Below are 21,896 nucleotides of genomic sequence, written 5' to 3' on the forward strand. Positions count from 1 at the left end.
CCACCCAGTGTCCGAACCCCGCTACCAGATCGACGTCAGCGTCACCACTCGCTACCTGCCTGAGCAGTCGCAGCCGGACGACAGCCGCTACGCCTTCTCCTACACCATCACCATCGCCAACAGCGGCGATGTGGCCGCCCGGCTGATCTCCCGTCACTGGGTCATCACCGATGGCGACGGTCAGGTGCAGGAAGTGCGCGGAGCCGGCGTGGTGGGGCAGCAGCCGCTGATCGAGCCGGGCGCGCAGCACGTCTACACCAGCGGTACGGTCATGACCACCCGCGTGGGCGCCATGCAGGGCAGTTATCAGATGCTGGCCGAGGATGGCCACCACTTCGACGCCCCCATCGCCCCCTTCCGCCTGGCCGTACCCGGCGCACTGCACTGAGGCCCGCCATGACGACCTATGCCGTTGGCGACCTGCAGGGCTGCCTGGATCCCCTGAAGTGCCTGCTCGACCAGGTCGCCTTCGATCCCGCCCGGGACCGTCTCTGGCTGGTGGGCGATCTGGTCAACCGCGGCCCGAAGTCCCTGGAGACCCTGCGCTTCCTGTTTGCCATGCGCGACTCGGTCACCTGCGTGCTCGGCAACCACGACCTGCACCTGCTGGCCGTGGCTCACAATGTCGAGCGGCTGAAGAAGTCCGACACCCTGCGGGAAATCCTCGAAGCCCCCGACGCCGGGGTGCTGCTGGACTGGCTGCGCCGGCAGAAGCTCGTCCACTACGACGAGGCCCGTGACCTCGCCATGGTGCACGCCGGCATCCCGCCCATGTGGACGCTGGCCAAGGCCCTCAAACGGGCTGCCGAGGTGGAGGAGGCGCTGCTCGACGACACGCGCCTGCCGCTGTTCCTCGAGGGCATGTACGGCAACGATCCCGCCTGCTGGGACAGCGACCTGCACGGCATCACCCGCCTGCGAGTGATCACCAACTACTTCACCCGTATGCGCTTCTGCATGGCGGACGGTACCCTCGACCTGAAAAGCAAGGAGGGCGTGGACACCGCCCCGCCAGGCTACCGCCCCTGGTTCGCCCACCCGACTCGCAAGACCCGCGGACAGAAGATCATCTTCGGCCACTGGGCAGCCCTCGAGGGCAAATGCAGCGAACCCAACCTGCATGCTCTCGACACCGGCTGTGTCTGGGGCGGCACCATGACCCTGCTGAACATCGACAACGGCCAGCGCATCAGCTGCGACTGCAAGGAGCACCGACATGAGTGAATTCCAGCGAATCCCGCCGGAGCGGGCCCAAGCCCTGCGCGAACAAGGCGCCGTGGTGGTCGACATCCGCGACCCGCAGAGCTTCGCCCTCGGCCACATCAGCGGCTCGCGCCACCTGGACAACTACTCCCTGGCCGACTTCATCGCCCAGGCCGACCTCGACGCACCACTGATCGTCACCTGCTACCACGGCAATTCCAGCCAGGGCGCCGCCGCCTATCTGGTGGGCCAGGGCTTCTCCGAGGTCTACAGCCTTGATGGCGGCTTCGAGCTGTGGCGCGCCACCTATCCCGGCCACATAGCACATGGTGGCGAAGAGTAAAAAAACTGCGAATGGCGCAAACCCGCGCCGTTCGCAGCCTTGCGCCCTCTCCTGACGAACGGCAACACGCTGTTATCACTCCGTCATCCTTGACCTCGCCGATTCCGAACTACTCTTAGCTCAGGCCATCCAAAAAGGAGAGCCGGCACACCGGTTCCGGGCCATCGGCAGCGACCATTTGGTGTACTGGGGGATTCTCTTCGGCCGACTCGTCGGACGACTGCCCACCCGCGTGACCGATCCCGCCGGCTCCCGTATCCAGCGAGGTGACGCAATGAGCATTTTCAGCCACTTCCAACAGCGCTTCGAAGCCACTCGCCAGGAAGAGTATTCCCTGCAGGAGTACCTGGACCTCTGCAAACAGGACAGGAGCGCATACGCCACCGCTGCGGAGCGCATGCTCATGGCGATCGGCGAGCCCGAGCTGTTGGATACCTCTTCCGATCCACGCCTGTCGCGGATCTTCTCCAACAAGGTGATCCGCCGCTATCCGGCCTTTGCCGACTTCCATGGCATGGAAGAGTGCATCGACCAGATCGTCGCGTACTTCCGCCATGCCGCGCAGGGCCTGGAAGAGAAGAAACAGATCCTCTACCTCCTGGGCCCGGTGGGCGGCGGCAAGTCGTCCCTGGCCGAGAAGCTCAAGCAATTGATGGAGAAGGTGCCCTTCTACGCCATCAAGGGCTCTCCGGTATTCGAGTCCCCGCTGGGCCTGTTCAACGCCGCCGAGGATGGCGCGATCCTCGAAGAGGACTACGGCATCCCGCGCCGCTACCTCTCCAGCATCATGTCGCCCTGGGCCACCAAGCGCCTGCAGGAGTTCGGTGGCGACATCAGCCAGTTCCGCGTGGTGAAGCTCTACCCCTCGATCCTCAACCAGATTGCCGTGGCCAAGACCGAGCCGGGTGACGAGAACAACCAGGACATCTCCGCCCTCGTCGGCAAGGTCGACATCCGCAAGCTGGAGGAGTACCCGCAGAACGACGCGGACGCCTACAGCTACTCTGGCGCCCTGTGCCGCGCCAACCAGGGCCTGATGGAATTCGTCGAGATGTTCAAGGCACCCATCAAGGTCCTGCACCCGTTGCTCACCGCCACCCAGGAGGGCAACTACAACAGCACCGAAGGCCTGGGGGCGATTCCGTACAGCGGCATCCTGCTGGCCCACTCCAACGAATCCGAATGGCACAGCTTCCGCAACAACAAGAACAACGAGGCCTTCATCGACCGGATCTACATCGTCAAGGTGCCCTACTGCCTGCGCGTCACCGACGAGATTCGCATCTACGACAAGCTGCTCATCAACAGCTCGCTGGCCAAGGCCCACTGCGCGCCCGACACCCTGCGCATGCTCGCCCAGTTCTCCGTCCTCTCGCGCCTGAAGGAGCCGGAGAACTCCAACATCTACTCCAAGATGCGCGTCTACGACGGCGAAAACCTCAAGGACACCGATCCCAAGGCCAAGTCGATCCAGGAGTACCGCGACTCGGCAGGCGTCGACGAAGGCATGAACGGCCTGTCCACCCGCTTCGCCTTCAAGATCCTCTCCAAGGTCTTCAACTTCGACCCTCACGAAATCGCCGCCAACCCGGTGCACCTGCTCTACGTGCTGGAGCAGCAGATCGAGCAGGAACAGTTCCCCGCCGAAGTGCGCGAACGCTACCTGCGCTACATCAAGGAGTACCTGGCACCGCGCTACATCGAATTCATCGGCAAGGAAATCCAGACCGCTTACCTGGAGTCCTACAGCGAGTACGGCCAGAACATCTTCGACCGCTACGTGCTGTACGCGGACTTCTGGATCCAGGACCAGGAATACCGCGACCCGGAAACCGGCGAGATCCTCAACCGCGTCGCCCTCAACGAGGAACTGGAGAAGATCGAGAAACCCGCCGGCATCAGCAACCCGAAGGATTTCCGCAACGAGATCGTCAACTTCGTGCTGCGGGCCCGGGCCAACAACAACGGCAAGAACCCCAGCTGGCTCAGCTACGAGAAGCTGCGGGTGGTCATCGAGAAGAAGATGTTCTCCAACACCGAGGACCTCCTGCCGGTCATCAGCTTCAACGCCAAAGGCAGCAAAGAGGAGCAGCAAAAGCACAACGACTTCGTCAAGCGCATGGTCGAGCGCGGCTACACCGAGAAGCAGGTCCGCCTGCTGTCCGAGTGGTACCTGCGGGTACGCAAGTCGCAATAACAGCAGCCGCAAGTCATCAACTGCACACTGCGCGCGGGGCTCCCCGCCGCAGCCTGCGGTTGGCAGCCTGACGCTGCCCCGGAGGGGCATCTATGAGCTATGTGATCGACCGTCGCCTGAACGGCAAGAACAAGAGCACCGTGAACCGCCAGCGGTTCCTGCGGCGCTACCGCGAGCACATCAAGAAGGCCGTGGAGGAGGCCGTCAGCCGGCGCTCCATCACCGACATGGAGCACGGCGAGCAGATCAGCATCCCCGGTCGCGACATCGACGAGCCCGTGCTGCACCACGGCCGTGGCGGCCGACAGACCATCGTCCACCCGGGCAACAAGGAATTCACCGCCGGTGAACGCATCCCTCGTCCCCAGGGCGGAGGCGGCGGACGCGGCAGTGGCAAGGCCAGCAATCAGGGCGACGGGATGGACGAATTCGTCTTCCAGATCACCCAGGAAGAGTTCCTCGACTTCATGTTCGAAGACCTCGAACTGCCCAACCTGGTGAAACGCCACCTGACCGGTTCCGATACCTTCAAGACCGTGCGCGCCGGCATCAGCAACGAGGGCAACCCCTCGCGCATCAACATCGTCCGTACCTTGCGTTCCGCACACGCCCGGCGCATTGCCCTGTCCGGCTCCAGTCGCGCCAAGCTGCGGGAAGCAAAAGAGGAACTCGCGCGCCTCAAGCGGGAGGAGCCGGACAACTTCGGCGACATCCAGGAGCTGGAAACCGAGATCGCCCGGCTGCGCGCCCGCATCGAGCGTGTGCCCTTCCTCGACACCTTCGACCTCAAGTACAACCTGCTGGTCAAACAGCCCAATCCCAGCTCCAAGGCCGTCATGTTCTGCCTGATGGACGTCTCCGGCTCCATGACCCAGGCGACCAAGGATATCGCCAAGCGCTTTTTCATCCTCCTGTACCTGTTCCTCAAGCGGAACTACGACAAGATCGAAGTGGTGTTCATCCGCCACCACACCAGCGCCAAGGAAGTGGACGAAGAGGAGTTCTTCTACTCCCGCGAAACCGGCGGCACCATCGTCTCCAGCGCGCTCAAGATGATGCAGGAGATCATGGCCGAGCGTTACCCCGTCAACGAATGGAACATCTACGCCGCCCAAGCCTCGGACGGCGACAACTGGAACGACGACTCACCCATCTGCCGCGACATCCTGATCAAGCAGATCATGCCGTTCGTCCAGTACTACACCTACGTCGAGATCACCCCGCGCGAGCACCAGGCGCTGTGGTTCGAGTATGAGCAGGTGTGCGAGACGTTCGCCGACACATTCGCCCAACAGCAGATCGTATCGGCGTCCGACATCTATCCGGTGTTCCGCGAACTCTTCCAGCGCCGGCTGGTTACCTGAGGGCTGCGCCATGACCGCGAAAGAGAAGAAAAGGCAGCCGATCTCCACGGGATCGGAGTGGACCTTCGACCTCATCCGTGCCTATGACCGCGAGATCGGCCGCCTGGCCGAACGCTATGCACTCGATACCTACCCCAACCAGATCGAGATCATCACTGCCGAACAGATGATGGATGCCTACGCCTCCGTGGGCATGCCCCTGGGCTACCACCACTGGTCCTACGGCAAGCACTTCCTCAGCACCGAGAAGTCATACACCCGCGGCCAGATGGGCCTTGCCTACGAGATCGTGATCAACTCCGACCCCTGCATCGCCTACCTGATGGAAGAGAACACCATCACCATGCAGGCGCTGGTGATCGCCCACGCCTGCTATGGCCACAACAGCTTCTTCAAGGGCAACTACCTGTTCCGCACCTGGACTGACGCCAGCTCGATCATCGACTACCTGGTATTCGCCAAGCAGTACATCAACCAGTGCGAAGAACGGCACGGGATCGATGCCGTGGAAAACCTGCTGGACTCCTGCCACGCCCTGATGAACTACGGTGTGGACCGCTACAAGCGTCCCTACCCCATCTCCGCCGAAGAGGAGCGGCGCCGGCAGAAGGAACGCGAAGAGCACCTGCAACGGCAGATCAACGACCTCTGGCGCACCATTCCCAAGGGCCACGGCAAATCCGGCGACAAGGACAAGGGCCGCTTCCCGGCCGAACCCCAGGAGAACATCCTCTACTTCATCGAAAAGCACGCCCCGCTGCTGGAGCCCTGGCAGCGCGAGATCGTGCGCATCGTGCGCAAGATCGCTCAGTACTTCTACCCACAGCGCCAGACCCAGGTGATGAACGAAGGCTGGGCCACCTTCTGGCACTACACCCTGATGAACGACCTGTACGACGAAGGCCTGGTTACCGACGGCTTCATGATGGAGTTCCTCCAGTCCCACACCAGCGTGGTCTACCAGCCCAGCTTCGACAGCCCCTACTACAGCGGCATCAACCCCTACGCCCTGGGCTTCGCCATGTACCGCGACATCCGCCGCATCTGCGAGGAGCCCACCGAGGAAGACAAGCACTGGTTCCCCGACATCGCCGGCAGCGACTGGCTCTCCACCATCAAGTTCGCCATGAAGAGCTTCAAGGACGAGAGCTTCATCCTGCAATTCCTCTCGCCCAAGGTGATCCGCGACTTCAAACTGTTCAGCATCCTCGACGACGACCAGAAGGACGAACTGCTGGTCCCGGCCATCCACGACGAACCCGGCTACCGGATCATCCGCGAAACCCTCGCCGCCCAGTACAACCTCGGCAACCGCGAGCCCAACGTGCAGATCTGGAGCGTCGACCGCCGGGGGGACCGCTCGCTCACGCTGCGCCACCAGCAGCACGATCGCAAACCGCTCGGCGAATCCACCGAAGAGGTGATGCGCCACCTGCACCGCCTGTGGGGGTTCGACATCCACCTGGAAACACTCAACGGCGACAACATCACGGGGACCTTCCACATGCCCCCAAAGGGTGAACGGGGCGAGGACGGCGAGTACCCGCGCCTGGATCTGGTCATCCCGCCCATTTGATCGGTTGACCGCCTGCCCGGGTGCGCCCGAGCATGCGGTCCATCGCCCATGGAGAGCGTCGATGCGCCTGTTCCTCGTCCTGCTGCTGTGCCTGGCACTGGCCACCTGTTCCAGCCACATCCCCGGCATCCAGGTCACCCAGCCGGCCAGCCCCTCCCTGGTCGGACACGCCAGCTTCGAACTCATCGCCCCCGAGCAGGCCCTGCAGGACGAAGCCCCCTACCGCGCCCGCTACCGGCAGCTCGCCCCGTTGCTGCGCCAGCAACTGGCCGAGCGCGGCTACCACGAAAGCCAGCAGCCGGAACTTCGCGTCTACTACTGGCTGGCCCTGCAGGATGCGCCGCTGGAGTTCCGTGTCGACGAGGCACCGCCCGCCCCCCTCGGTTCCTACCAGGCCATCCACCGCCTGCGCGACGCCACCGGCACCCTGCGTCTACGCATTACCGACCTGGCAGGCCAGGTGCTCTGGGAGGGTACCGCCAGCACCGGCCTAAGCCCCGCCTGGGACAGTGCCGAACTGCTGCAAACCGCCGTCGAGGCACTGGTCCGGCAGATACCGGTCGCCACGGCCGGCCAGGCTGCTATCCTCCGCAGCCTCGGAGGAAATGAGCATGCAGATATACAAGGTGGGCGGCGCCGTACGTGACCGTCTTTTGGGCAGACCGGTCACTGAAAACGACTGGGTCGTGGTGGGGGCAAGCGCCGAACAGATGCTGGCGCTCGGCTACAAACCGGTGGGTGCCGACTTCCCGGTATTTCTCCACCCCGATACCGGCGAGGAGTACGCCCTGGCCCGCACCGAGCGCAAGAGCGGGCGCGGCTACGGCGGCTTCACCTTCTACGCCAGCCCGGACGTGACCCTCGAAGACGATCTGATCCGCCGCGACCTTACCGTCAACGCCATCGCCGAGGACGCCGACGGCCGTCTGATCGACCCCTACGGTGGCCAGCACGACCTGGAACAACGCATCCTCCGCCACGTCTCCCCAGCCTTCGCCGAAGACCCACTGCGTGTCCTTCGGGTCGCCCGTTTCGCCGCCCGCTACGCACCACTGGGTTTCCGCGTCGCCGAGGAAACCCTCAGGCTCATGGGCGAGATCGCCGCATCCGGCGAACTCGATGCGCTGACAGCCGAACGCACCTGGAAGGAAGTCTCACGTGCCCTGATGGAGCCCCGACCCGATGTATTCATCGAGGTCCTGCACAACTGCGGTGCCCTGAGGGCCTGGATGCCGGAGCTGGATGCCCTGTTCGGCGTGCCCCAGCCGCCCGCCCATCACCCCGAAGTCGACACCGGCCTTCACGTCCTCGCGGTCCTGCGTCAGTGCGCCGAGCACCAGCAGCCACTCACCGTGCGCTGGGCCTGCCTGCTGCACGACCTGGGCAAGGGCCTGACCCCGCCGGAAGAGTGGCCGCGCCACCTCCAGCACGAGCAACGGGGCCTGGCACCGATCAAGGCGGTGAACGAGCGCTGCAAGGCACCGCGCGACTGCCAGGAGCTGGCGTTGCTGGTAGGCGAGTACCACACCCACGCCCACCGCGCCCAGGAGCTGCGTCCAGGTACTCTGGCCACGCTGATGCAGGCTTTCGATGTCTATCGCCGTCCGCAGCGCTTCGACGAATTCATCGCCGCCTGCGAGATGGACGCCCGAGGCCGCACCGGCATGGAAGACCGTGACTATCCCCAGGCCGCTTACCTGCGTGGTGCCGCCGCTGCCGCACGAGCCGTCGGCGTGAAAGAACTCATGGCCAAGGGGCTCAGCGGCGCGGTGCTCGGCGAAGCGCTGTCACGCGAGCGAATCGCGGCACTTGCCGCCTACCGTTCAGCCCAGCCCGCTGCTAGCCAGTAGCCACACTTGCTTGTCCTTGATAGGCTGCCAAATATTTGGCCCATCTAGACTTTTGAGACATCAAACGGATGTTGGCGCCGTATTTTTGGCGAATGCTCTCGCGCATTGCGAGAGCCCTGGAGGCTGCAGGTGCTCTCATGGAACCTTCGTCCCTGGCAGCTGGGCCTGCTGCTGGGGCTGCTGGCGCTCAGCGCAACGGCCCAGGAGCCGACACCGAACCCGGCCGAGGTCCGTGGTGAGCGGGTACGCCAGGCAGTAGAAGGCATCCTGGCCTACAGCCGCTGGCCGCAACCCAAGGACCAGATCGCCCTGTGCATCACCGGCCCGACCCAATACGCGGACAGGCTGCTTGCCGGCGTGAGTCGCGACTACGAAATACCCGTTTCCGGTCGACGCCTGCTCCAGGACTCTGCAGACCTGGAAACCACGTGCGACGCTCTCTACATCGGCATTCTCGACCCAGGGTCGCGACGCCGGCTGCTGGGCCGCCTGGCCGACAAACCCGTGCTGACCATCAGCGAAAGCGCCGATGCCTGCAGTGATGGCAGCCTGTTCTGCCTGGATATCGAGAATACCCACGTCAGCTTCGCGGTTAATCTGGATGCCGTCGCGCGCAGCGGTCTGCGCATCCATCCCCAGGTCCTGCAACTGGGGCGTCGCAACAGGGCTCAGCCATGAACCGCCGGCGCCAAGTCACCCGCCCTCACGCCTACACCCTCAGCCGACTGCTGTGGCGCACTCAACTACGCGGCATCCTGCTGGCCATGAGCCTGACCGCACTCTCACTGACCCTGCTGGGCGTGTTTGCACTTCGCAACTACGCCGAGTACCAATTGCAACTGCTGGCCCGCTCCCTGGGCTACACACTCGAAGCCGCCGTGATCTTCCGTGATGCAGTGGCCATACAGGAAAGCCTTGAGCTGATCGCCGCCCCCGAGGACCTCGCCGAAGTACGCGTGCTCGACGGCCAGCGATCCCTGCTGGTGGACTGGCAACGCCCCACCACCCATGGCTGGAGTGGGCTTGAACGCGGCCTGGCCGACCTGCTGCTCAACCAGCCCCTGCGCTACCCCATCCAGTACCAGGGGCGCACCGTCGGCGAGCTGCAACTGAGCAGCCAAGGCAGCAACCTGAGCCGCTTCCTGCGGAATGGAGCGCTTGCACTCCTGCTTTGCCTGGCCCTCGGCAGCCTGGTCGCCAACCTCTATTCGCGCCGCACCCAGCGCGAGCTGATGGCACCGCTGCGGGCTTTCTCGGCCGTGGCCCGCACCATCGCCCGGGAGCGCACCTTCGCCCGCCGCGTGCCCTCGTCCCCAATTGCCGAGCTTCACGAGTTGGGGGAGGACTTCAACCAACTGCTGGATGAGATCGAGGCCTGGCAGAACCAGTTGCAACGCGAGAATGCCTCGCTCGCCCACCAGGCCAGCCACGACCCACTGACCGGCCTGCCGAACCGCAGCCAATTCGAACCAGCGCTCACCCGGGCCATGCGACAGGCCAAACTGACTGGCGGGCGCTTTGCCCTCCTGTTCCTCGACTGCAACCGCTTCAAGGCCATCAACGACGAACTGGGGCACGGAGCAGGCGACCAGGTCCTGATCAGCATCGCCGAACGCCTGCGCAGCCAATTGCGCGAGGAGGACCTCGTGGCCCGCTTGGGCGGGGACGAGTTCGCTGTACTGCTCTCACCGCTGCATGACCTCGAAGACGCCCAGCACATCGCCGACAAGATCCTCGCCAGCATGCTGCCCCCCATTCCTCTGCCAGGCAGCGGCGAGATCGTCGCCTCGCTCAGCATCGGTATCGCCATCTATCCCCAAGACGCCAGCTCCCTCGACGAACTGCTCCAGCAGGCGGACACCGCCATGTACAGAGCCAAGAGGAACCAGAGCGGTCGGCAGGCCGCCTCTCTGCGTTAACGCTGTCTTTCACCCCCCCGCTTTTCAGGAGAACCACCATGAAAATCCACCCGAGCCTCCACCTAACCTGGCTGCTGATCGCCTTCCTGTGGATAACCGGGTGCCAGAGTGCACCACCCCAGCAAGGCCTGAGCGAAGAGCAGGTGGCCATGCTCAAGGCCAAGGGCTTCAAGCTGACGGACGAGGGCTGGGCCTTCGGCCTCTCCGGCAAGGTGCTGTTCGACAACAACTCGGAGCGCATCTCCGACACCAGCCGCCAGACCATCGCGGACATCACCCACTCCCTGCTGAAAGTGGGCATCACCGGCGTGATCCTCGAAGGCCACACCGACAACTACGGCGCGCCGGACTACAACCGGCAACTCTCCGAGCGCCGGGCTGGCAGCGTGGGGGCGGTGATGGAGGAAAACGGCATGCAGAAGCACGCCATCCAGCTACGAGGCATGGGGCAGACCCGCCCAATCGCCGACAACGCCACCTCGGCAGGCCGCAAGGAGAACCGCAGGGTGGTGATCATCGTCGTCGCGGACTGAGGGTCAGGCAGGCGCCGGGTAGCCCTGGAGCAGCTCGCCCGGCGTCAAGGCCAGGCCTCGCCAACGGAAGGGGGCAGGCCACAGCGCCTGGCCGATGGACGCCTCCAGCCAGAGGTCGGCAAACGGGCGCTGCACGCCGGGGTGTGACAGTTCCGGCGCCAGCAGCGCCAGGGGCCAGAGCACAAAAGCATTCTTCAGGACTTCCGCACGCGGCAGCACCAGGCCATCGAAGTCACCCACCAGATCGCCGTACAGCAGCACGTCGATGTCCAGGGGCAACCCCTTGCGTCCGGGCGCATAGCGGCCGTTGTCCGCCTCGATCTCCTTGAGCCGGCGATCCAGGTCATGCAACGGCAGATCGGTGCGTGCCTCGACCACCAAATTGAAGAAATTCCCACTGCGAATCCCCACCGGCAGGCTCTCGAAAACCGGCGAGCAACGCATGTCCTGCAGGAAGCCGGAAAGGGCTTCGAGCCCCGCCACGAGATGGTGCTCCCGGTCGATGTTGCTGCCCAGGCCCAGGTAGATCGTGGTCAGCGGCATCCGCGTTCGATCTCCACGCCAACACTGCTGGCAGCGGGCACCGCGCCGGGCTTGTGCAGCCGCAGGCGGATCCACGGAATGCCGAACTCGCTCATCAGCAGCGCCACCAGACGCTCGGCAAAGGTTTCCACCAATTCGAAAGTCGCCTCGGCAGCGAAAGCCTGGATGCGCTGGGAAACAGCGGCGTAATCGAGCGCCTTGCTCAGATCGTCGCCTTCGGCAGCAGGGCGGTTGTCCCAAGCCATGCTGAGGTCCAGGCGCAGGCACTGCCGGATACTGCGCTCCCAGTCATACGCCCCGATAACGGTATCGACTTCCAAGCCTTCGATGAAAACCGTGTCCACGTCAGTGTTGCCCCGCTAGAATCAGGGCTTCCTCGCCCTGGAATGGATACCAATGTTCTGGCTGCTGGCGATCCTCGCCTACCTGCTCGGCTCGCTGTCCTTCGCCATCCTGCTCAGTCGCGTGTTCGGCACTGCCGACCCACGCGCCGAAGGCTCGGGCAATCCCGGGGCCACCAACATGCTGCGGGTGGCCGGCAAGCGCCTCGCCATCCTTACCCTGCTGGGCGACCTGCTCAAAGGGCTGCTGCCCATACTGGTCGCCCGCCTGCTTGGCCTCGACCTGCAGGAGCAGGCCTGGATCGGCCTGACTGCCGTGCTTGGGCATCTCTACCCGCTGTACTTCAACTTCCGTGGCGGCAAAGGCGTCGCCACCGCCGCCGGCATGCTCCTGGGGCTCTACCCGCCGGCGGCACTGCTGGCACTGTCGGCGTGGGTACTGACCTTCTACCTGACCCGCACCAGCTCGCTCGCCTCACTCATCGCCACGCCGCTCACCCTGCCCTTGCTGGCCTGGCAGCAGCCGGCGGCACTGCTGCCGATGTCCGCGCTGTGCGGGCTCATCGTCTGGCGGCACCGGGGCAATCTACGCGACCTTTTCGCAGGACGCGAACGACATTTCTGAAAATCGGAGTGGATGCCCGGAAGCCTCCGGGCAGCCCGGCCTCAGATGGCCGGGAGACTCTCCATCGGCCAACGTGCCTGCACGCCAATGGCCGGACCATCCTTCTGACCAGCCAGCAGCCGCTGGCAACCGGCATAGGCGATCATCGCGCCGTTGTCGGTGCAGAAGCGCGGGCGAGCATAGAAGACCTCGCCGCCCAGTTCACCCAGCATCGCCCCGAGTGACTCGCGCAGGGATTGGTTGGCGCTGACGCCACCGGCGATGACCAGGCGCTTGAGGCCGGACTGCTTGAGCGCACGCTTGCACTTGATCACCAGCGTCTCGACCACCGCCTGCTGGAAGGCCAACGCGATGTCGCAGCGCGTCTGCTCGCCGGCATCACCCGCGTCGCGGCACTGCTGCCATGTGTTCAGTGCGAAGGTCTTGAGGCCGCTGAAGCTGAAATCCAGCCCGGGCCGATCGGTCATCGGCCGGGGGAAGGTGAAACGCCCCGGCGTGCCGGACTGCGCCAGTCGGGCGATCTCGGGGCCGCCCGGGTAGCCCAGACCGATGAGTTTGGCGGTCTTGTCGAACGCCTCACCGGCTGCGTCGTCCACCGACTCGCCGAGCACCTGGTAGCGGCCAATACCATCCACCCGCACCAGTTGGGTATGCCCGCCGGAAACCAGCAACGCAATAAAAGGAAAGGCGGGAGGCTGCTCCTCCAGCATCGGGGCCAGCAGGTGCCCTTCCATGTGGTGGACGCCCAGCGCCGGCACGCCCCAGGCGAACGCCAGGGCCTGGGCGCAGGATGCGCCGACCAGCAGAGCCCCCACCAGACCGGGGCCGGAGGTGTAGGCGATGCCATCGATGTCCTGCGGACTGCGGCCGGCCGTCGCCAACACCTCGCGAATCAGCGGCAGCATGCGCTTCACGTGGTCGCGGGAGGCAAGCTCCGGCACCACGCCACCGTAAACGCGATGGAGATCGATCTGACTGAACAGCGCATCGGCCAACAGGCCCTGCTCACTGTCGTAAAGAGCGACGCCGGTCTCGTCGCAAGAGGTCTCCAGACCCAGCACCAGCATGAGGATCGAACCTTGAAGGACTAGCCAATGAAGAAGGCGCGCATCATAATCGTCGCCCCCCTCCCCGGCCAGCGCTTTTCGACTGAAGGCTTTGCATTCCAGGGGGCAAGGGGTTAATATCCGCAACCCTTGAAAACCGACGTTCTCCCGCACTCTAAGCCAGGAGCACGTTCACCCCCGGTAATTAGTGAAGGTACGACCTGGATGCCAGCCGTCAAAGTTAAAGAGAACGAACCCTTCGACGTAGCCCTGCGTCGCTTCAAGCGCTCCTGCGAGAAAGCCGGTGTACTGGCCGAAGTCCGCAGCCGTGAGTTCTACGAGAAGCCCACTGCCGAGCGTAAGCGCAAAGCCGCTGCCGCCGTTAAGCGCCACGCCAAGAAAGTGCAGCGCGAACAGCGTCGCCGCGAGCGCCTGTACTGAGTTAACAGGCTTCGCCGCACGCTCAAGCATCGCCCGGCCTCGGCCGGGCGAGTGCATTAATGGGGCACCGCAATCCACTCCGCTTCGTCTTGCGAAGATCGGAGTTTTTGTTTTTACAGCCCGGGTCCACCCGACGTCGCAGTGATTGCGACAAGGGCCTATGCTTTGAGCCTTTTCGTCTCCTGAGCACCCTATGGCCGGCCTGATCCCGCAAGGATTCATCGATGACCTGCTGAACCGCACCGACATCGTCGAGGTGGTGGCATCGCGCATCCAGCTAAAAAAGGCCGGGAAGAACTACAGCGCCCTCTGTCCGTTCCACAACGAGAAGAGCCCCTCCTTCAGCGTCAGCCCCGACAAGCAGTTCTACTACTGCTTCGGCTGCGGCGCTGGCGGCAACGCGCTGGGCTTCATCATGGATCACGACAACCTGGACTTTCCCCAGGCTGTCGAAGAGCTGGCCCGCAAGGCCGGCATGGAAGTGCCGCGCGAGGAAGGCAGTCGCAGCAATCGCCCGCGCCAGCCGACCGATTCCCCGCTGTACGCCCTGCTCAACGCGGCCTCCGACTACTACCGGAGCGCTCTGAAAAACCACCCGACCCGCAAGGCGGCCGTCGAGTACCTCAAGGGGCGCGGCCTCTCCGGCGAGATCGCCCGCGACTTCGGTCTGGGCTTCGCCCCCCCCGGCTGGGACAACCTGCTCAAGCACATGGGCGCCGATGCTCTGCAGCAGAAGCACATGATCGACGCCGGCCTGCTGATCGAGAACAGCGAGACCGGCAAGCGCTACGACCGCTTCCGCGACCGGGTCATGTTCCCCATCCGCGACAGCCGCGGACGCATCATCGCCTTCGGCGGCCGAGTACTGGGGGATGACAAGCCCAAGTACCTCAACTCGCCGGAAACACCCGTCTTCCACAAGGGGCAGGAACTCTACGGGCTCTACGAAGCGCGCAAGAGCAACCGCAACCTCGACGAGATCATGGTCGTCGAGGGCTACATGGACGTGATCGCCCTCGCCCAACAGGGCTTGCGCAACGCCGTGGCCACCCTTGGCACGTCCACCAGCGAAGAGCACGTCCGCCGCCTGTTCCGCCTCGTACCCAGCATCCTGTTCTGCTTCGATGGCGACCAGGCCGGGCGCAAGGCCGCCTGGCGCGCTCTGGAAGCCACCCTGCCGAGCCTGGAAGACGGGCGCCGCGCGCGCTTCCTGTTCCTCCCGGAAGGCGAAGACCCGGACAGCCTGGTCCGAACTGAAGGCACCGACGCCTTCCGCGCCCGCATCACCCAACACGCCCACTCACTGGCGGACTACTTCTTCCACCAACTGCAGGAAGAGGCAGACCCGCGCTCCCTGGAAGGCAAGGCGCACCTGGTGACACTCGCCTCACCGCTGATCGAAAAAGTGCCCGGCGCCAACCTGCGTACCCTGATGCGCCAGCGATTGGCCGAGATCACGGGTCTCAGCGGCGACGCAATCGGCCAGATGGCACAGGCAGCCCCCGTCAGCGAACACATGCCGTACACGGAGGATTACGCCTACGAAGCCGCCCCCGCCTACGACGCGTATGGCGACTCCATGCGGGAGATGAGCTACGAACCACCCGTCGCCCAACCGAAGCGCGAGTGGAAAAAGGACGGCTGGAAGAAGGATGGCCGCAAGTGGGATCGCAAGGGCGAACCGCGCCGCCCACCGCGCACCGAAGTGCATGTCGAATCCCCCACGCTGACCGCCCTGCGCACGCTGCTGCACCACCCGCAACTCGCGCAGAAAGTAGAGAATGCCAGCCACTTCGCCGCAGAAGACGACAGCTACGCCCAGCTCATGGTGTCGCTGCTGGAAGCCGTACAGAAAAACCCCCGGCTGCGCTCCCTGCAACTGATCGCCCGCTGGCACGGCACCGAGCAGGGCCGCCTGCTGCAGGCACTGGCGGAAAAGGAATGGCTGATTTCCAGCGACAACCTTGAACAACAGTTTTTCGACACTATAACTAGGTTGTCGGCCCGCCAACGCGAGCGCAGCCTTGAGCAATTGCTACGCAAAGCCAAGCAAAGCGAACTCAGCGCAGAAGAGAAAGACCAACTGCGTGACCTTCTCAGCCGTAGTCCATCCTCAGCCCCCTCCCGCCCAACTGGCGCGTGAGGCCCCGGTTCTGGTATAATCCTCGGCTTGTTTTCAGCCCGCCAAGACCTTCAGTGGATAGGGTGTTATGTCCGGAAAAGCGCAACAGCAGTCTCGCCTCAAAGAGTTGATCGCCCGTGGTCGTGAGCAGGGTTACCTGACTTACGCGGAGGTCAACGACCACCTGCCGGAGGATATTTCCGATCCGGAACAGGTGGAAGACATCATCCGCATGATCAATGACATGGGGATCAACGTATTCGAGAGTGCTCCGGATGCGGATGCCCTGTTGCTGGCCGAAGCCGACACCGACGAAGCCGCAGCGGAAGAAGCCGCAGCCGCTCTCGCCGCGGTGGAGACCGACATCGGCCGCACCACCGACCCGGTCCGCATGTACATGCGCGAAATGGGCACGGTCGAGCTGCTCACCCGCGAAGGCGAGATCGAAATCGCCAAGCGCATCGAGGAAGGCATCCGCGAAGTGATGAGCGCCATCGCCCACTTCCCGGGCGCCGTGGACAGCATCCTCGCCGAATACCAGCGCGTCACCACCGAAGGTGGCCGCCTCTCCGACGTCCTCAGTGGCTACATCGACCCCGACGACGGTAGCCTGCCGGCCGAGGAAGTCGAGCCTGTCGAACTGAAAAACGACAAGGCCGCCAAAGCCAAGGATGACGACGAAGAAGACGAAGAAAGCGAATCCGACGACGCCGAGGAAGAAGGCGACGGCGGTCCGGACCCGGAAGAGGCCCTGCGCCGCTTCACCGCGGTATCCGACCAGCTCGAGAAGGCCCGCAAGGCCCTCAAGAAGCACGGCCGTGGCAGCAAGCAGGCCACCGAGGAGCTGCAAGCCCTCGCCGAACTGTTCATGCCGATCAAGCTCGTGCCCAAGCAGTTCGACGCACTGGTCGAGCGCGTCCGTGGCGCCCTGGACCGTGTCCGCGGCCAGGAACGCGCCATCATGCAACTGTGCGTCCGTGACGCCCGCATGCCGCGTGCCGACTTCCTGCGCCTGTTCCCCGGCAACGAAGTCGACCTGACCTGGGCCGAAGACATCGCCAAGGGCAAGGCCAAGTACGCCGAAGCCATCGGCAAGCTGCTGGATGACATCAAGCGCAACCAGCAGAAGCTGGTGGACCTCGAGAAGGAAGTCGACCTCAAGGTCGCCGAGATCAAGGACGTCAACCGTCGCATGTCCATCGGCGAAGCCAAGGCCCGCCGTGCAAAGAAGGAGATGGTCGAGGCCAACCTGCGTCTCGTCATCTCCATCGCCAAGAAGTACACCAACCGTGGCCTGCAGTTCCTCGACCTGATCCAGGAAGGCAACATCGGCCTGATGAAGGCCGTCGACAAGTTCGAATACCGCCGCGGCTACAAGTTCTCGACCTACGCCACCTGGTGGATCCGCCAGGCGATCACCCGCTCGATCGCCGACCAGGCCCGCACCATCCGTATCCCGGTGCACATGATCGAGACCATCAACAAGCTCAACCGCATCTCCCGCCAGATGCTTCAGGAAATGGGCCGTGAGCCCACCCCGGAAGAACTCGGCGAACGCATGGAGATGCCCGAGGACAAGATTCGCAAGGTCCTGAAGATCGCCAAAGAGCCGATCTCCATGGAAACCCCGATTGGTGACGACGAAGATTCGCACCTGGGTGACTTCATCGAGGACAGCACCATGCAGTCCCCGATCGACGTCGCCACGGTCGAAAGCCTCAAGGAAGCCACTCGCGAAGTCCTCGCCGGCCTCACCGCCCGTGAAGCCAAGGTCCTGCGCATGCGTTTCGGCATCGACATGAACACCGACCACACCCTCGAGGAAGTGGGCAAGCAGTTCGACGTCACCCGCGAACGTATCCGCCAGATCGAAGCCAAGGCGCTGCGCAAGCTGCGCCACCCGTCCCGAAGCGAGCATCTGCGCTCCTTCCTCGACGAGTAAAAGACAAGACCCCCGGCCCGCCCGGGGGTTTTTCTTTCCACTACCAAAGCCCCAACTTCCACGACTACACTCTGGCCTGTATCCCCCTTGGAACAGGACTGTCATGGCGCGCCTGTCTGCCATCCTCGTGTTGTGCCTGTCACTCTGGATGCCCAGCGCAGGAGCGCTCACCCTCACACAGGAAGAACAGGACTGGCTCCAGGCCCACCCGACGCTGCGCATAGGCGTCGACGCCTCCTGGCCCCCCTTCGAATTCCGCGACAGCCAAGGTCGCCACCAGGGCCTCGCTGCCGACTACACCCGGCTCATCCAGGACCGCCTCAACATCCGCCTCGACCCCATCGAACCCGGCAACTGGAGCGAAGTCCTCGAACGTGCCAAGCGCAACGAAGTCGACCTGCTTCCCGGCATCATGTCCACGCCCGAGCGCCAGGCTTACCTCAACTTCACCCGCCCCTACCTCGACTTCCCCATCGTCATCCTCGCCCGCGAAGATGGCGCCAATCCCAGGACACTCGATGACCTGTACGGCCTCAAGGTCGTCGTCGTTGAAAACTACGCCCCCCACGAACTGCTCCACACCCGCAATCCCGACCTCAACCTGCTCACCGCGCCCACCGTCGCCGCCGCCCTCCAGGCCCTCGCCACCGGCAAGGCCGACGCCTTCGTCAGCGACCTCGCCTCCAGCGTCTGGAGCCTCCGCCAGCTAAAGCTCGACGGCCTCTTCATCAGCGGCGAAACGCCCTACCGCTACCAGCTCGCCATGGCCACGCCCAAGAGCGAACCGATCCTCGTCGGCATCCTCGACAAATTCTTCACCGAACTCACACCCGAACAGATGAACGCCATCCAGGACCGCTGGGTCGGCGGCGTCATCGACCGCCGCCCCGTCTGGACCGACCAGCTCATCTACGTCATCCCCGCCCTGCTCGGCGCCTTGCTCGTCCTCGTCTTCGTCCTGCGCATCAACCGCCGCCTGCGTGGCGAAATGAGCCGCCGCGCCCTGCTCGAAGAAGAAATCCGCAACAGCGAACAGCACTACCGCGGCCTCGTCGAAAGCCTCAACGCCATCGCCTGGGAAATGAGCCTCGACAACTACTGCTTCACCTACGTCTCACCCCACGCCGAACGCCTGCTCGGCTACCCCCTCGACGAATGGAAAGAGCCCGGCTTCTGGCAACGCACCCTCCACCCCGAAGACGCCAAACACGCCCAGCACTTCTGCCGGGAAGAAACCCAGGCCGGCCGCGACCACAGCTTCGACTACCGCATGCTCGCCGCTGACGGCCGCATCCTCTGGATTCGCGACATCGTCACCCTCATCCACCACGGCCACGTCCCCGTCATCCGCGGCCTCATGATCGACATCACCGAAGCCAAGCACACCGAAGAAGCCCTACGCCTCTCCGAACAGAAGTTCGCCACCGTCTTCCACCACTGCCCCGACGTCATCGCCCTCGCCCGACGCAGCGACAGCCGCCTGCTCGAAGTCAACCAGACCTTCGAACAGCAGACCGGGATCAGCGCCGCCCAGGCCATCGGCCACACCGCCACCGAGCTCGGCCTCTGGGCCGACCCTGGCCTCGCCGCCAGCCTGCTCCAGCATCTCCAACACGAAAACCTGCACAACCTCGAAATGGCCTTCCGCCGCAGCGACGGACGATGCTTCACCGGCCTCCTCTCCGCACAGCACACCGAAGTCGAAGGCATCCCCGCCCTCATCATCGTCGTGCGCGACATCACCGTCCTGCAGGAAACCCAACAGCGCCTGCGCCTCTCCGAAGAGAAATTCGCCCGCGCCTTCCACGCCTCCCCCGACGGCCTCCTCATCACCCGTCTTTCCGACGGCTGTCTCATCGAAGCCAACGAAGGCTTCACCCGCATCACCGGCTACGACCTACAGGAAGCCGCCCAGCGCACCACCCTCGACCTCCGCATCTGGGAAAGGCCCAGCGACCGCGACCACATGGTCAACGCCATTCGCGAAGAAGGCGGCCTGCGTGACTTCACCGCCCCCATCCGGCGCAAGGACGGCAGCCTGCGCGTCTGCGAACTCTCCGCGCAGCCCCTGCCCGTCGGCGGCGAAGCCTGCATCCTCACCATCGCCCGCGACGTCACCGACCGGCAGAAGATGCAGGAAGAGCTCCTCCAGGCCGCCACCGTCTTCGAAAGCACCGCCGAAGGCGTCATGATCACCGACACCCAGCAGCGCATCATCGCCGTCAACCGCGCCTTCACCACCATCACCGGCTACGAACAACACGAAGCCCTCGGCCAGACCCCGCGCCTGCTCGCCTCCAACCACCACGAACGCAGCTTCTATGCCGGCATGTGGGACCAGCTCAACCGCGAAGGTCACTGGCAAGGCGAAATCTGGAACCGCCGCAAGAGCGGCGAAACCTTCCCCGAATGGCTCACCATCAACGCCGTCCGCAACCCCGAAGGCCAGATCACCCACTTCGTCGGCGTCTTCGCCGACATCTCACCGCTCAAACAGGCCCAGGCCCGGCTCGACTACCAGGCCCACCACGACCCCCTCACCGGCCTGCCCAACCGTATCCTCTTCGAGAGCCGCCTGCGCCAAGCCCTCGCCGCCTGCGAGCGCGAAGGCCACGAAGGCGCCGTCCTGTTCCTCGACCTCGACCGCTTCAAGCACATCAACGACAGCCTCGGCCACCCCATCGGCGACGTCCTCCTCAAAAGCATCGCCGACCGCCTCGGCAACCAGCTCAGCCGCAACGACACCGTCGCCCGCCTCGGCGGCGACGAATTCATCATCCTCCTGCCCCACCTGCGCCACCCCGAAGACGCCCAGCGACTGGCCGAAGGCCTGCTCGCCTGCTTCCAGGCCCCCTTCCAAACCCAGGACCACGAATTCTTCATCAGTGCCAGCATCGGCATCAGCCGCTTCCCCGAGCACGGCAGCGACACCGCCACCCTCGTCAAGAACGCCGACGCCGCCATGTACCTGGCCAAATCCAAAGGCCGTAACCGCTTCGAGCTCTACACCCGCGACCTCACCTTCCAGGCCACCGAACGCATGGCCCTGGAGAACGAACTGCGCCGCGCCCTCGAACGCCACGAACTCTGCCTCTACTACCAACCCAAGCTCTGCCTGCGCAGCGGCTGCCTCATCGGCGCCGAAGCTCTCCTGCGCTGGCAGCACCCCCTCTTCGGCGACATCTCACCCGACCGCTTCATCCCCCTCGCCGAAGAGAACGGCTTCATCCTCACCCTAGGCGACTGGGTCATCAGCGAAGCCTGCCGCCAGATGCGCGAATGGCAGGACCAACACGCCCCCTTCGGCCCCCTCTCCGTCAACCTCGCCGGCGCCCAACTGCACCAGCCCGGCATCGTCCAGCGCATCGACCAACAGCTCAGGAGCGCCGGCATCCCCGCCGAACGCCTGCAACTGGAAATCACCGAAACCTTCATCATGAGCCAGGCCGAAGAAGCCCTCGCCGTCCTCCACGCCCTCAAGGACCTCGGCCTGCAACTGGCCATCGACGACTTCGGCACCGGCTACTCCTCCCTCAGCTACCTCAAGCGCCTCCCGCTCGACATCATCAAGATCGACAAATCCTTCGTCCGCGGCCTCCCCCACGAACAGGAAGACGCCGCCATCGCCCGCGCCATCATCGCCCTCGGCCACAGCATGCAGCTCACCGTCATTGCCGAAGGCGTCGAAACAGCCGACCAGGAAGCCTTCCTCCGCGCCGAAGGCTGCGAACAGATCCAGGGCTACATCGTCAGCCGCCCCCTCCCCGCCGACGTCTTCGCCCGACAATTCCTCAGCCCCAGTCAAACGGTTGGCGCCCCCGGCAAGGCGCCGGTATAATCCGCCCGCCTTC

19 protein-coding genes are annotated in these 21,896 nt (G+C 64.3%); 16 read left to right on the top strand and 3 right to left on the bottom strand.

What is annotated here, in order from left to right:
* The first annotated feature begins 7 nt into the window (after positions 1–7).
* The 11 genes from apaG to A9G05_RS19485 all read left to right on the top strand — a co-directional run bounded on the left by apaG (position 8) and on the right by A9G05_RS19485 (position 10,985).
* Positions 8–388: a Co2+/Mg2+ efflux protein ApaG gene (apaG, locus tag A9G05_RS19435; RefSeq protein ID WP_044405679.1), complete on the top strand. Its 381-nt coding sequence runs from the start codon at positions 8–10 to the stop codon at positions 386–388.
* 8 nt (positions 389–396) lie between these two features.
* Positions 397–1,224, top strand: coding sequence for a symmetrical bis(5'-nucleosyl)-tetraphosphatase (locus A9G05_RS19440; protein WP_069562514.1), 828 nt, complete (start codon positions 397–399; stop codon positions 1,222–1,224).
* Positions 1,217–1,546 (top strand): thiosulfate sulfurtransferase GlpE, encoded by a 330-nt coding sequence (gene glpE, locus A9G05_RS19445; protein ID WP_069562515.1) that lies wholly within the window; start codon positions 1,217–1,219, stop codon positions 1,544–1,546. The genes A9G05_RS19440 and glpE overlap by 8 nt, the downstream gene beginning before the upstream one ends.
* 274 nt (positions 1,547–1,820) lie before the next feature.
* Positions 1,821–3,743, top strand: coding sequence for a PrkA family serine protein kinase (locus A9G05_RS19450; RefSeq protein WP_044405674.1), 1,923 nt, complete (start codon positions 1,821–1,823; stop codon positions 3,741–3,743).
* 92 nt (positions 3,744–3,835) lie between these two features.
* Entirely contained in the window at positions 3,836–5,107 is a 1,272-nt protein-coding gene (locus tag A9G05_RS19455; protein ID WP_069562516.1) for a YeaH/YhbH family protein, read from the top strand.
* Positions 5,108–5,117: 10 nt separating this feature from the next.
* A complete protein-coding gene (locus A9G05_RS19460; RefSeq protein WP_069562517.1) occupies positions 5,118–6,683 on the top strand; it encodes a SpoVR family protein in 1,566 nt (521 codons plus the stop codon).
* A gap of 61 nt (positions 6,684–6,744) precedes the next feature.
* Positions 6,745–7,329, top strand: coding sequence for a DUF4136 domain-containing protein (locus A9G05_RS19465; protein WP_069562518.1), 585 nt, complete (start codon positions 6,745–6,747; stop codon positions 7,327–7,329).
* Positions 7,295–8,533 (top strand): multifunctional CCA addition/repair protein, encoded by a 1,239-nt coding sequence (locus A9G05_RS19470; protein WP_069562519.1) that lies wholly within the window; start codon positions 7,295–7,297, stop codon positions 8,531–8,533. Before A9G05_RS19465 ends, A9G05_RS19470 begins: the two co-directional genes overlap by 35 nt.
* Before the next feature lie 129 nt (positions 8,534–8,662).
* Positions 8,663–9,211 (top strand): YfiR family protein, encoded by a 549-nt coding sequence (locus tag A9G05_RS19475; RefSeq protein WP_240919537.1) that lies wholly within the window; start codon positions 8,663–8,665, stop codon positions 9,209–9,211.
* Complete coding sequence (locus tag A9G05_RS19480; RefSeq protein ID WP_069562520.1) at positions 9,208–10,452, top strand: diguanylate cyclase domain-containing protein; 1,245 nt, start codon at positions 9,208–9,210, stop codon at positions 10,450–10,452. The genes A9G05_RS19475 and A9G05_RS19480 overlap by 4 nt, the downstream gene beginning before the upstream one ends.
* Positions 10,453–10,490: 38 nt before the next feature.
* Entirely contained in the window at positions 10,491–10,985 is a 495-nt protein-coding gene (locus tag A9G05_RS19485) for an OmpA family protein (protein WP_069562521.1), read from the top strand.
* A 3-nt stretch (positions 10,986–10,988) separates the two neighbouring features.
* Here A9G05_RS19485 and folK read toward each other — a convergent pair whose 3' ends face one another.
* Positions 10,989–11,528 (bottom strand): 2-amino-4-hydroxy-6-hydroxymethyldihydropteridine diphosphokinase, encoded by a 540-nt coding sequence (gene folK, locus A9G05_RS19490; RefSeq protein ID WP_069562522.1) that lies wholly within the window; start codon positions 11,526–11,528, stop codon positions 10,989–10,991.
* Positions 11,519–11,872 carry a dihydroneopterin aldolase gene (gene folB, locus A9G05_RS19495; protein WP_069562523.1) on the bottom strand — a complete coding sequence of 118 codons (354 nt, stop codon included), beginning with the start codon at positions 11,870–11,872 and terminating at the stop codon, positions 11,519–11,521. The genes folK and folB overlap by 10 nt, the downstream gene beginning before the upstream one ends.
* A gap of 52 nt (positions 11,873–11,924) precedes the next feature.
* On the opposite strand from folB, the gene plsY reads away from it, so the two are divergent.
* A complete protein-coding gene (gene plsY / locus A9G05_RS19500) occupies positions 11,925–12,494 on the top strand; it encodes a glycerol-3-phosphate 1-O-acyltransferase PlsY (RefSeq protein WP_069562524.1) in 570 nt (189 codons plus the stop codon).
* Between the two features lie 41 nt (positions 12,495–12,535).
* Here the strand turns inward: plsY and tsaD are convergent, their stop codons facing one another.
* Positions 12,536–13,561, bottom strand: coding sequence for a tRNA (adenosine(37)-N6)-threonylcarbamoyltransferase complex transferase subunit TsaD (tsaD, locus tag A9G05_RS19505; RefSeq protein WP_069562525.1), 1,026 nt, complete (start codon positions 13,559–13,561; stop codon positions 12,536–12,538).
* Between the two features lie 204 nt (positions 13,562–13,765).
* On the opposite strand from tsaD, the gene rpsU reads away from it, so the two are divergent.
* The 4 genes from rpsU (at position 13,766) to A9G05_RS19525 (ending at position 21,883) form a co-directional block, all read left to right on the top strand.
* A complete protein-coding gene (gene rpsU, locus A9G05_RS19510; RefSeq protein ID WP_003085057.1) occupies positions 13,766–13,981 on the top strand; it encodes a 30S ribosomal protein S21 in 216 nt (71 codons plus the stop codon).
* Positions 13,982–14,174: 193 nt separating this feature from the next.
* Positions 14,175–16,124 carry a DNA primase gene (gene dnaG, locus A9G05_RS19515; RefSeq protein WP_069562526.1) on the top strand — a complete coding sequence of 650 codons (1,950 nt, stop codon included), beginning with the start codon at positions 14,175–14,177 and terminating at the stop codon, positions 16,122–16,124.
* Between the two features lie 67 nt (positions 16,125–16,191).
* The gene (gene rpoD, locus A9G05_RS19520) at positions 16,192–18,045 is read left to right on the top strand and encodes an RNA polymerase sigma factor RpoD (protein WP_069562527.1); all 1,854 of its coding nucleotides are present in this window, start codon (positions 16,192–16,194) and stop codon (positions 18,043–18,045) included.
* Positions 18,046–18,148: 103 nt separating this feature from the next.
* Positions 18,149–21,883, top strand: a complete 3,735-nt coding sequence (locus A9G05_RS19525) for a bifunctional diguanylate cyclase/phosphodiesterase (RefSeq protein WP_069562528.1) — start codon at positions 18,149–18,151, stop codon at positions 21,881–21,883.
* Positions 21,884–21,896: the final 13 nt, after the last annotated feature.

Source organism: Pseudomonas sp. ENNP23 (assembly GCF_001728945.1).
Taxonomy (GTDB): Bacteria; Pseudomonadota; Gammaproteobacteria; order Pseudomonadales; family Pseudomonadaceae; genus Metapseudomonas; species Metapseudomonas otitidis.

What these genes read in the sequence shown, in the direction of transcription:
- rpoD (WP_069562527.1), top strand. Translation starts at nt 16,192, where the DNA reads ATGTCCGGAAAAGCGCAACAGCAGTCTCGCCTCAAAGAGTTGATCGCC.
- A9G05_RS19440 (WP_069562514.1), top strand. Translation starts at nt 397, where the DNA reads ATGACGACCTATGCCGTTGGCGACCTGCAGGGCTGCCTGGATCCCCTG.
- A9G05_RS19455 (WP_069562516.1), top strand. Translation starts at nt 3,836, where the DNA reads ATGAGCTATGTGATCGACCGTCGCCTGAACGGCAAGAACAAGAGCACC.
- folK (WP_069562522.1), bottom strand. Translation starts at nt 11,528, where the DNA reads ATGCCGCTGACCACGATCTACCTGGGCCTGGGCAGCAACATCGACCGG.
- plsY (WP_069562524.1), top strand. Translation starts at nt 11,925, where the DNA reads ATGTTCTGGCTGCTGGCGATCCTCGCCTACCTGCTCGGCTCGCTGTCC.
- A9G05_RS19485 (WP_069562521.1), top strand. Translation starts at nt 10,491, where the DNA reads ATGAAAATCCACCCGAGCCTCCACCTAACCTGGCTGCTGATCGCCTTC.
- A9G05_RS19465 (WP_069562518.1), top strand. Translation starts at nt 6,745, where the DNA reads ATGCGCCTGTTCCTCGTCCTGCTGCTGTGCCTGGCACTGGCCACCTGT.
- glpE (WP_069562515.1), top strand. Translation starts at nt 1,217, where the DNA reads ATGAGTGAATTCCAGCGAATCCCGCCGGAGCGGGCCCAAGCCCTGCGC.
- A9G05_RS19460 (WP_069562517.1), top strand. Translation starts at nt 5,118, where the DNA reads ATGACCGCGAAAGAGAAGAAAAGGCAGCCGATCTCCACGGGATCGGAG.
- A9G05_RS19450 (WP_044405674.1), top strand. Translation starts at nt 1,821, where the DNA reads ATGAGCATTTTCAGCCACTTCCAACAGCGCTTCGAAGCCACTCGCCAG.
- A9G05_RS19525 (WP_069562528.1), top strand. Translation starts at nt 18,149, where the DNA reads ATGGCGCGCCTGTCTGCCATCCTCGTGTTGTGCCTGTCACTCTGGATG.
- rpsU (WP_003085057.1), top strand. Translation starts at nt 13,766, where the DNA reads ATGCCAGCCGTCAAAGTTAAAGAGAACGAACCCTTCGACGTAGCCCTG.
- tsaD (WP_069562525.1), bottom strand. Translation starts at nt 13,561, where the DNA reads ATGCTGGTGCTGGGTCTGGAGACCTCTTGCGACGAGACCGGCGTCGCT.
- A9G05_RS19470 (WP_069562519.1), top strand. Translation starts at nt 7,295, where the DNA reads ATGCAGATATACAAGGTGGGCGGCGCCGTACGTGACCGTCTTTTGGGC.
- dnaG (WP_069562526.1), top strand. Translation starts at nt 14,175, where the DNA reads ATGGCCGGCCTGATCCCGCAAGGATTCATCGATGACCTGCTGAACCGC.
- A9G05_RS19480 (WP_069562520.1), top strand. Translation starts at nt 9,208, where the DNA reads ATGAACCGCCGGCGCCAAGTCACCCGCCCTCACGCCTACACCCTCAGC.